Origin of the sequence: Tatumella sp. JGM130, from assembly GCF_018257525.1 — a bacterium.
In the GTDB taxonomy this organism is placed as follows: Bacteria; Pseudomonadota; Gammaproteobacteria; order Enterobacterales; family Enterobacteriaceae; genus Tatumella; species Tatumella punctata.
Genome location: NZ_JAERJS010000055.1, coordinates 1 through 10817, shown reverse-complemented (window position 1 = coordinate 10817; position 10817 = coordinate 1). Strand labels below are relative to the sequence as shown.

The 10817-nt window shown below is 44.7% G+C and carries 9 protein-coding genes; 5 read left to right on the top strand and 4 right to left on the bottom strand.

The features are described 5' to 3' along the window. Positions 1–322: 322 nt before the first annotated feature. On the top strand, positions 323–682 hold the full coding sequence (locus JK211_RS16260; RefSeq protein WP_212709668.1) for a hypothetical protein: 360 nt from the start codon (positions 323–325) through the stop codon (positions 680–682). Positions 683–966: 284 nt separating this feature from the next. Here the strand turns inward: JK211_RS16260 and JK211_RS16255 are convergent, their stop codons facing one another. Beyond that, positions 967–1893: a glyoxylate/hydroxypyruvate reductase A gene (locus JK211_RS16255; RefSeq protein ID WP_212709667.1), complete on the bottom strand. Its 927-nt coding sequence runs from the start codon at positions 1891–1893 to the stop codon at positions 967–969. Between the two features lie 173 nt (positions 1894–2066). Between JK211_RS16255 and JK211_RS16250 the strand changes: the two genes are divergently transcribed. Beyond that, positions 2067–2978, top strand: a complete 912-nt coding sequence (locus JK211_RS16250; protein ID WP_212709666.1) for a LysR substrate-binding domain-containing protein — start codon at positions 2067–2069, stop codon at positions 2976–2978. A gap of 22 nt (positions 2979–3000) precedes the next feature. On the opposite strand, the gene JK211_RS16245 is transcribed toward JK211_RS16250, so the two are convergent. Beyond that, entirely contained in the window at positions 3001–4188 is a 1188-nt protein-coding gene (locus JK211_RS16245) for an MFS transporter (protein WP_212709665.1), read from the bottom strand. 686 nt (positions 4189–4874) lie between these two features. Here JK211_RS16245 and JK211_RS16240 point away from each other — a divergent pair. After that, positions 4875–5852: a DUF1852 domain-containing protein gene (locus JK211_RS16240; RefSeq protein WP_212709664.1), complete on the top strand. Its 978-nt coding sequence runs from the start codon at positions 4875–4877 to the stop codon at positions 5850–5852. A gap of 26 nt (positions 5853–5878) precedes the next feature. Then, complete coding sequence (locus JK211_RS16235; protein ID WP_212709663.1) at positions 5879–6904, top strand: methionine synthase; 1026 nt, start codon at positions 5879–5881, stop codon at positions 6902–6904. A 276-nt stretch (positions 6905–7180) separates the two neighbouring features. Here JK211_RS16235 and JK211_RS16230 read toward each other — a convergent pair whose 3' ends face one another. After that, entirely contained in the window at positions 7181–8266 is a 1086-nt protein-coding gene (locus JK211_RS16230; RefSeq protein ID WP_343876566.1) for a linear amide C-N hydrolase, read from the bottom strand. 382 nt (positions 8267–8648) lie between these two features. On the opposite strand from JK211_RS16230, the gene JK211_RS16225 reads away from it, so the two are divergent. Then, positions 8649–9575 (top strand): VirK/YbjX family protein, encoded by a 927-nt coding sequence (locus tag JK211_RS16225; protein WP_212709661.1) that lies wholly within the window; start codon positions 8649–8651, stop codon positions 9573–9575. Positions 9576–9633: 58 nt separating this feature from the next. On the opposite strand, the gene JK211_RS16220 is transcribed toward JK211_RS16225, so the two are convergent. Beyond that, the gene (locus JK211_RS16220; RefSeq protein ID WP_212709660.1) at positions 9634–10326 is read right to left on the bottom strand and encodes a lipopolysaccharide core heptose(II) kinase RfaY; all 693 of its coding nucleotides are present in this window, start codon (positions 10324–10326) and stop codon (positions 9634–9636) included. Positions 10327–10817: the final 491 nt, after the last annotated feature.

Here is a 10817-nt window from a genome sequence, read left to right as displayed (position 1 = left end):
GGCGAATACAAAACTAACCACTTTTACCGCCGTTTTCTATTAATTCACGCTAAGGTGCGATGAACCTTTTTTTTTGATGTCGAGGTCATACGTATACACCCTGGTTTTAAGTGAAACCAGACTATACATACTGAAAACAAAAACAGAACATTTGATAAACATTTACACTGGTAATTGCTACTTAAATATGATTTTACAGATAAATATGGCTACATCCTGCTCAGCATAACCGGGGGAATTTGCTACTGGTTTAAAAATATGTGACTTTTCTGTGATATTATCCGGCAAAACTCTTAGCCTGCATAAATTGTGAATACCGAATATGTCACTGTCTGTCACTTTGTTCCGTCGCCGGAAGTTTTACCTGCTGCTGATACTGATGATTATTGCCTCCCTCTGGCTGTGGCCGAAAACAGTTCCGCCAGATACCATGCATTATTACCGTTCGTTACTGTGTGCCGTTGCAAGCGGGCCAGAACAGGTCACCGCAGATAACTTTACCCGGGTACTGGAAAAAACCGTTGAAGGTTCTAATTCCGATTATTCATTGCGGAAGTATCACTATAATAGTACGGCAGGAAATGCAGTGGTGAAGGAGTGGAACAGGCTGAGCGCCGATCAGCAGCAACAAGCCAGGACGACCAGTCAGCGCTGTCTGATACTGCTGCAATCCGTACAATAACGTTCCGGGTAGCCGGTTATCAGCAACGGTATTTCTTCTGCCAGGATACCGTTACACCCGCAACCCCTTCCGGTCCCTGATTTTGACGGCCAGGCCCTGCCGCCGGACTTCGGCGATCCGCAGCGCCTGAGGATACCGGTCAAACCGAAATGTAAAATGCCGGACATATCGCCACTATTTTCGTCACGGACCAATCCCCCGGTGGTTACTGGAAAAGCCGGGGTTATAACTGGTTCGGCGATGCCTGAAGGCTTATCCGTTATTACGACAACCGCGGATCACAGTTAATAGCCATTACACATATCCAGCCGCCCGGAGACGCCGGCTCCGGCTAAAATTGCTGTAATCTTTTCACTAATTTGCCTGACCGCAACTGCGGGTAAAGTCGCGGCAGAAATATGCGGAGTTATACGAATTTTATGATGCTGCCAGAAAGGGTGATACGACGGCAGCGGTTCCTGCCCGACAACATCCAGTGTTGCGCCGGCAATTTTTCCACTGTCTAACGCCTGAAGCAGGTCATCATTCACCAGGTGCTCCCCTCTGCCGGCATTAATGATATAAGCACCATCCGGTAACCAGTGAAAATGTGCCGTACACAGGATCCCCCGGGTTGACGGGGTTAATGGTAACAGGCAGACGAGAATCCGGCTGGCTGACAGAAAATCATTTAATCTGCTATCGCCGCTATACAAAGTAATATTGCGGCTGCTATGGGGGGTTCTGCTCCATGCATTTACTCTGAAACCTAATGCATGTATGCGTTCAGCAACCGCCTGTCCCAGAACACCAAAACCTAAGATCCCGACACTGTACTCATTTTTATTGCGTGGCGAGCGTACCTGCCAGATCTTTTTTTCAGACTGTACAGCATACTCATCCATTTCACGGTAGTGATGTAATACCGCATGAGAAATATAGTCACTCATCTGTTCAGCCATCCCTGCATCTTCCAGCCGGATCACCGGAATATCCTCAGACAACCTCAATTGACGGATAGCATCAACCCCGGCCCCGGCATTAAATATGGCTTTCAGGGAAATCTGCTGATCCAGCATTTCCTGAGAAGGATTCCAGACGATGGCGAAATCGGCCGGTGGCATATGGGGCTGCCATACCGAAACCTTTGCCCCGGGCAGCTGTTGCTTAAGACAGGTAACCCAGTGGCTGGCAAGAGCGTAATCATCCCCGAACTGACAAATTATATGCATAGTTAAGATTCCCGATTGTATAAATAACCCCCTGTAAACTTGCTTATCATTAACATATCTGGCCGGAGAAGACCGGGAATATTATTACCCGGCAGAAATTATTCTGTATTATTCAGCTATACGGCGTCAGGCATTCAGCCGCTCCTTTATCTCAGGCAGAGACGGATCATTCTATGAGAAATACAGAACATCTGGGCGGAGTTACCGCTTTTGTTACCACCGCACAGTTAGGGAGTTTTACAGCAGCGTCAGAAAGACTCGGGCTGACTAAATCTGCGGTAGGTAAAAGCGTCAGCCGTCTGGAAAACCGCCTCGGTCTCAAGCTTTTCCTGCGATCCACCCGCCGGTTAAGCCTGACACCGGAAGGTGAACGTTTTCTGCAAAGCTGTCAGAATGCCCTCGACATCCTGCAGCAAGCCGAAGCTGAACTGACCTCACATATTGCCCGGCCTGCCGGACGGTTGCGGGTTGATTTACCGGCAGCATTTGGCAGACAACGTATCCTGCCCCTGTTACTGACAATAATACGCCGTTATCCGGAACTGACATTAACCGTAACCTTCAGTGAAAGGTTTGTTGATCCTATCGAAGAAGGTATTGATCTGGTTATCAGAATAGGAGAACTCGCTGACAGCAGTGGCCTGGTTGCCAGACGACTGACGACCCAAAAACTGGTTATCTGTGCAGCTGCCGATTATCTGGCTCAGTATGGTGAACCTGTGACACCACAGGAGCTGAACAGGCATCACTGCATCACTGGCTTTCGCAGGCATCAGCCTTTATCCTGGTTATTAAAACACCCTGACGGCGAAATAAGCCGCTATACTCCGCCCGCGACCCATGAGTTTGCGGATGGTGACGGAATGCTGTCAGCGGTACTGGCGGGCTGCGGAATATCACAATTACCCTTATGGCTGGTGGGCAGACATCTGAAAAGCGGGGAGTTAAAAGAAGTACTGAACGGATATTCCGGAGGAGAAATACCCGTCAGCATCCTCTGGCCAAAAAACCGCCAGTTATTACCAAAAATACGCTATGTGGCTGATGAGTTGCTTCAGGCAGCAGCCGATGGCTTACTGGACTAATAACCAGTCAGAGCACCGGCTGTTACTGATCACTGGATGAGTCCTGAGCTAATAATAATGCGGTATTTCCGGCGCGATTTTTCGCGACAATACTTAAAAAAGCCAGTATCGCAAAAATAATACTGCTTAATACGACTGAATGGGTGCCGAAGCGGGCAATAAACCACCCGCCGGTTAATGAACCAATAGTAATCCCCAGATTAGAAAATGACATATACAGACTGTTAGCGAATTCAGGAGCTTCACTCGCCTCACCCATTAGCCAGGTCTGACTGACAACTAACCCTGAAGAGTGGCAGATACCCCAGAAAACAGTGAGTAAACACATTGCCAGTGGCGAAAAACCCAGCCACCATACCAACAGTAAAACAATACCAAATATCAGAGGGTAGTAATGTGTAGTCTGAATAACATTTTTTTGCAGAAAATGACTGAATATAAAGTTACCTATAAATCCACAGACCCCGAATAAAATCAGCATGGCACTGATATAATTATTATTAATTTTGGTAACCCCGGATAAATAGTCAGAGATATAGCTAAAAGCTGAGAACATTGCCGAAAATATCATAGAAACGGTAATGATTGCCATCCATAGCCTCTTATTGCGTAACACACTGACCCGGGTTCTGAATGACATCTTTTCGCGTGCCGGCATGGAAGGAATAAAGAATAACACCCCGATAAACGCTATAAAACAGGCTGCCGCACCAAAGTAAAATGCCGCCGCCAGAGAAACATTTTCAGCAATCAGAGCACTGAGCGGTACCCCTAACACCAGACCGACAGCAACACCTGCAAAGACTATCGCCGCAGCACCGGCTCTTTTGGCTTCAGGTACAGAATTTGCTGCAACAACCAGAGCCACTGCAAAAAATACAGCATGAGCCAGAGCTGGCAAAATGCGAAATAATAACATCAGGTTAAAAATATCCGTAGTCGCATAAATAAGATTAGAAATAATAAAGACTGCCAGAATGGATAACAGTACCTTCTTTTTATTAAATCCGGAAAGCGACAGGGTAATAAACGGCCCGGTGACTGCAACAACTATTGCATAGATACTGACTAATAAACCTACCCGTACCGGCGTAACATGCAGTTGTAAAACCAGCCCGGGTAATAAGCCGATAACCGCGATTTCAGTGGTAATAACACCAAACACTGCTACTGACAGAGTCAGTAACAGCAGTGTGCTTTTATTGTGCATAAAAACCCTCTGCGAGATATATCGCAAATTAAGAAAATAAAAATAACCGTATCGCACAGTGATGTGCTATGACCTGATGAGGTTGCAAAGATCATCGCGGAATTTAGCTAATGTGGAAATAGCTGTTCGGGCATTACATTGGCGACAAAAATTCTTCAATAACGCGGTTCACCTGCATCAATACAACAATTTTTCTGATATCTGAAAATATGCTTATCATAAGATTTCACCGCAGAAATACGGCCAGTGGTGGTCATCCCGCCAGCTGCGCGAGCGGAGAGGTAATGGTGTCATACGGGACTCAATGTAAGTCGTCCCTGCCCCTGAAAAAGAAGACAAAGCGCTCGTTCAGCGGGCTGATAACCGCAGTGTGCGGCCGGGCGCGGTGTTATTCGCGGGAATTACCGCTATTTCAGAGGACTGTTTTGCTTTGCTGTTATAGCCTCTCTTGCCATAATCGACGTTCTGCTGCAATCTGTGGTTTTTCTGTTCCTGCACTTCATCTTGAAAAAAATTCAAGTTCGTTGAAATTAAATCACTTCCCCTCTGCCAGCGAGTCAGGCATAAATTATGCAATATTATTCACTTTTGGTAATGTGAAAACGGCGATGCGGGGTAACGATAATCTCCGGAAAATCAGTCTATAACGCCGGTTTTCATCTCAGGACTCAGGACGCAGGCAGACAATGAATAAAGATTTTACCTATACAATTACAAAAAGTCGTTTCGATGAGAATTATAATCCTTCGGAAAACACCCGTATCACAACCAACTTTGCTAACCTTGCCCGGGGCGATAACCGCCAGCAAAACCTGCGTAATACCATCGTGATGATGAATAACCGCTTTAACTCACTGGCCAGTTGGGATAACCCGCAAGCAGATCGCTATGCCATCGAAATTGACATTATCTCTGTTGAAATGAAAATCGAAGAACAGGGTGAAAGTTTTCCGGTGATTGAGATTCTGAAAACCAATATTCTCGATAAGAAAACCGGTCAGCAGATTGAAGGTATTGCAGGAAATAACTTTTCTTCCTATGTGCGCGACTATGACTTCAGCATATTGTTGCCGGAGCACAACAAAAACAAATCAGATTTCACCGTTCCTGATAATTACGGTGTTCTGCACGGTAACATTTTTAAAAGCTTCGTGAATTCTGATGCGTACAAAAATCACTTTAAAAAAACACCGGTCATTTGTCTGAGTGTCGCCAGTAAAAGTGTTTATCACCGCATCGGTAACACACATCCGGTACTGGGTGTTGAATACCAGCAGAATAAGCACTCGCTGACTGATGCCTATTTCGAAAAAATGGGCTTACAGGTTCGCTATTTTATGCCTGAAAACAGTGTTGCTCCGCTGGCTTTCTACTTTTCCGGAGATTTGCTCAGTGACTATACAAATCTTGAGCTTATCAGCACCATCAGTACTATGGAGACATTCCAGAAAATCTACCGGCCTGAAATTTACAACGCTAACTCAGCAGCCGGACTGCAGTATCAGCCGAGCCTGAATTATGATGATTATTCATTAACCACGATTGTTTACGACCGTGAAGAGCGCAGCCGGTTAGCCATTGAGCAAGGTAAGTTCACTGAAGAATATTTCATCAAACCGCACAGCACTATTCTTGAGCAATGGTCTGCTGGTTACAAAGCTTAATTGATTAAAATATAAGGTCACCTGCAATGAAAATTTTATTACCCACATCAACAGCCGGTAGTCTGCCTAAACCTTCATGGCTTGCGCAGCCAGAGAAATTATGGTCACCGTGGAAACTGGACGATGAAATATTAATCGAAGGGAAAAAAGATGCTCTACGTTTATCCCTTGATGATCAGCTGCGGGCCGGTATTGATATCGTCAGTGATGGCGAACAAACCCGTCAGCACTTCGTGACGACCTTTATCGAACATCTTAGTGGCGTTGATTTCGAGAAACGTGAAGTGGTTAAAATCCGTAACCGCTATGATGCCAGTGTACCAACCGTTGTCAGCGCAGTGGAACGCAGGAAACCGGTGTTCGTTGATGATGCCAGGTACCTGCGTCAGTTAACCAGTCAACCGATTAAATGGGCATTGCCTGGACCGATGACAATGATTGATACCCTGTATGATAACCACTACAAAAGCCGCGAAAAACTGGCATGGGAATTTGCGAAGATCCTGAATCAGGAAGCGCGCGAATTAGAAGCTGCCGGTGTGGATATTATTCAGTTTGATGAGCCGGCCTTTAATGTATTCTTCGATGAAGTTAATGACTGGGGTGTGGCGGCATTAGAGCGGGCTATCGAAGGCCTGAAATGTGAAACTGCGGTTCATATTTGCTATGGCTATGGTATCAAAGCGAATACCGACTGGAAAAAAACCCTCGGCACAGAATGGCGTCAGTATGAGGAAGCATTCCCGAAACTGCAGAAGTCGAATATCGATATTGTTTCACTGGAATGCCAGAACTCTCATGTTCCTATGGACCTGATTGAACTGATCCGCGGTAAAAAAGTTATGGTCGGAGCTATTGATGTCGCGACTAATAGCATTGAAACTCCGGAAGACGTCGCCAATACCTTACGTAAAGCACTGCAATTTGTTGATGCTGATAAACTTTATCCTTCAACTAACTGCGGTATGGCCCCACTGTCCCGCCAGGTCGCTAACGCTAAACTGCATGCATTAAGTGCCGGTGCAGAGATTATCCGCAAAGAACTGGCCTGATAAATAATAAGATGGCTGATATATTTTATCAGCCTTTCCACGCGGGATTTCCCCGCGTTTTTTATTCCTGAGTGAAAACACCTGTAAACGAAAGCTGTATTTCAACAGAAATATCCAGCCCGGACTGACGGAGTAGATCCTTTACCTGGCGACAGTGAGGTTCAGACATCACTTCCGGCCCTGCCTCTGTATGTATTTTCCCTCTGCTACTTTCATTCTGGCCGGAAAACACGATAGCCACAGCAAGACCGGGCAATAACAGCCCGGCGCGGTATATTATTCAGGTACGTTGATTTTCTTAAATACCGGTTTGTTGCTGGTTTTATACTCTGCGAGAGAGAATTTCTGATAGTTCATATCGTTATAACCCCGAATAAACATTACGCCGTCAGAAAGATCTGTCAGGCTGGTCCAGACCGTATATTCTGACGACTCAGTACCGGTCGGACCGAACTCTCCGATAGTATCAGTCGTAATATTTTTCACCCGATCGAAATTATTCATGATATGGGCCAGGTTATTCATCGCAGTAGCTGTATTATCTGATTTCGGGGCATAGGTGGTGTAGTAAACTGCGCGGACAAAACGGCCGACTGAAGTATCAGAAGATGGTAACGCAGAGGTCGCAATCCCGCTATCGGGCTGAGCCACTTTAATATTACCCAGCACAGCTGCCGAACGATCTTTATTTGTCAGTTGTGTATAGTTATTAAGGTTTTGCAAATGCCATTTAAAGTCAGGGCCGTTAGTCATCACTCTGGTCGGGTTATCATAAACACGGAATTTCCCGTCATTCGCTTCAACCACAATACTGCCGCCACTTTTGTCATAAAATGCAAAATGGAAAGGAGAAGTGACCCCGCCCAGTTTTTCAAGAACCGGGGACCAGAAGTGCCCGCTGTTAACTGCCTGGCGGACCTGTTCTACCGTTGAAAAATTCGCTAATGCCCATTCGCCGATCGAAGTCACAGGCACAGAGTCCTTATACTCTGTTTTCGGCAGCGGCGTCAGAGTAGCGGACGGTACCATATTAGCGCTGAAAGACAGGCCCGCCGCATTGATACCTTCCATCATATTATGATCATCGCCATCAAAATAAACATCAGAGGTAATGGCTAAAATCGGGTATTTAGCGGTGTAAGCCACACTATTTTGTCCGTCAGGTGCTTTTTTCTGGAACGCAGTACCTGCCGGATAGTAGGTTAACCAGGAGGGTAAATCTTCAGAGAGTTCCAGTGTCCGGCCATGGAATACATCACCTTTTGTGTCAGTAATTGCCAGGCTGGTACAGGCAATCGCTGGCAGGGACGCACTTAACAGGGCCGGAATCAATATATATAAAGAGGATTTAAATTTCATGATATACCTTTTGATGAATAGTCTGCGGAAACAGTGATAATTAAGGATAGTTCACTTTCCGTAAACTGCAGGTAATCGATAGTCCCTCCGTGACCGGATACAGAGCCCGTTTTTACAGGGTGCCCCGCCGGATAGCGGTCATGACGGTACGTCAGACCGCCGGAAGATGTTTGTTTTTTGACATATTTTGATACATGAACTGCCACACTGAACAATTAAAATATGTTAATGTATTCTTAATATAAGTATGCTTCACCTCATTCTCTTTGAAAAGAAAAATCCGCTTACTTTCTGTCGGATAGCGGTGCGTTTTGATTACCGCCATATCTGATATGGGATGCTGTAAGTTTATTTAAAGCCATTTTATTGCTATATACGGTAGATTATGAGCCCGTTAAAGGTATTGTTTGGTGGGAATTCATCCCATCCTCTGTGGAAAGATAATGTTTTCAGAGCTAAATTTGCCCTGCGTAGTTTGTTCTATCCTGTCTCCACTTTCAGATATATAAAAAAAATTACCAGCCTTGATATTTACCCTCAGGTAATCAGTATTCAGGGGATAATTCTGGCTAAACATCACCGTGTCTATCTGAAAAAAGGAAGCTCAGTTGCAGAACGGGTAAAATATATTACAGATCATTACTCCCTGATTAATTCTATGAGTAATATCAGTCTGAAAAACATCCTTATCAGTCAGTCGGTAGTCAGTATCGCACAGTTTTCCGGCAAACAAGGTGAAGAGTTTACGCTTTACTGCAAACCAGGAAACTTTGATCGGGAAGGCGAAATAACGATTATTATGGATTATCAGGGGCACACTGTTTCACTGATCACCTTCTCGATAGTGAATATCAATAATAAAAGAACTCTGTTTATTGGCGGGCTTCAGGGGCCAAATAATGAAGGCGCCAGTGACCTCATCAGAGAAGCCACCAAGTCAGCCAGCGGGTTGTTTCCTAAACGAATCATGATGGAAGTGATCTCAGTTTTTTCCGGATTACTCTCTGCAGAGTCGGTCTGTGCAGTCAGTGATGATATGCATGTCTTTAAAAGCTCCCGTTATCACCGGAAGAAAGGTAAATTACTATCCAGTTATAATGACTTCTGGCTCTCCCTCGGCGGGACGCTAAAAGATGATAATACCTTCGAACTACCGGTGATAATTGAACGGAAAAAAATCGAAGATATCGCCAGTAAAAAACGCTCTGAATATAAACGACGTTATCAGCTGCTGGATGATATGAAGGACAGTATCCTGACCACAGCCAGCGGTGAAGCTGTTACCGTTTCCCATCAGGCAGTCACTGTGTGACTGAGTACTGTTCTGCCAGTGCGCCACCAATGGCGCACTGGACCGACAGCGATAAATCTCAGACTTTACCGCGGATTTTTCTGGAAAAATATTTAAGGCTGTCTTTTGTTTTTATTAAAGAGTAAATAAGCCCGCCCGACTCTATATCAAGATTATATTTTTTCTTCAGAGCCAGTCGGTCATTAGCCTGACACACTTTAATGCTGCCGCGGCAGGATAAATCAATAACTTTCAGCTTGCCATCAGGCTTGCAGATAAAGTTAGCCGGATGAATATCATTTGAGGCCAGCCCGGCCTGATGAAGAGATAATATTGATGATGCGACTGCTTCATAGTGATCGCTGATATTCTCATCACTGAGTGCATAACCATCAGCATATTCGTAGACACAAAAAGAATCGACACACTGGCCAAACTTTATTTTTTCTGCCACATAATACAAACGAGAAGTAATATCAATTACATCCTGCTTATATCTGTCGATTTTCTTAATCAGTTTGAGATTAAATGATCCTGAAAATAATGCCGATAATTTCTTTTCAAATCGCTGATCAACTTCTCTGTCACGTTTCAGTATAAATTTCTTAGATTCATGTTCAAAGATCATGACATTACGCAGAGCATTACCACTGGTTAAATACTCTCCCTGAATATCATTATTCATCATCGCGGATATCAGGCGATGAAAGGTTTTACCTTCATCTGAAAAGTAAATACGATAGCCATTATGTTTCAGTTTGTGAACTGACAATGTTATCACCTTAAGGAAAAATTAAGGTTAACGGTATACTACTTTCTTTTCATTATCAATTTATTCTAATTATTGCCCTCTGACCGGTTAACGGAGATATTTCAACCCGTTTTGATTAAAAATCAGTGAAAAAAGCAGATTATGCCGACAAAAAAACTGATTTTCACTGAGGTGATCTATAGAAATTTAAACCATAAATAGCTCTATCTGCTAATTTAACCAGACCCGGCCTGTAATTGTAGTTATTTTTTAATCAATCCAGTTCAAAAAATACCTTATATAATAAACATTAATTAACATTATTAAATAATCTGACACTTATGGTTTTTGCCGCCCCGCAGGAGGCGACAAGGCAAAGGGCGCAAAGGCCCTCTGCACTCCGGGCCTGTGCGGCAGATCGTTCCGCCGCTGCGTGGTACCTTCGTTCATTCCCGTGACCTTGACGGACCGGCCGCGATTCGCTCCTGCTCAACACGGCCTCTCGCCGCTTC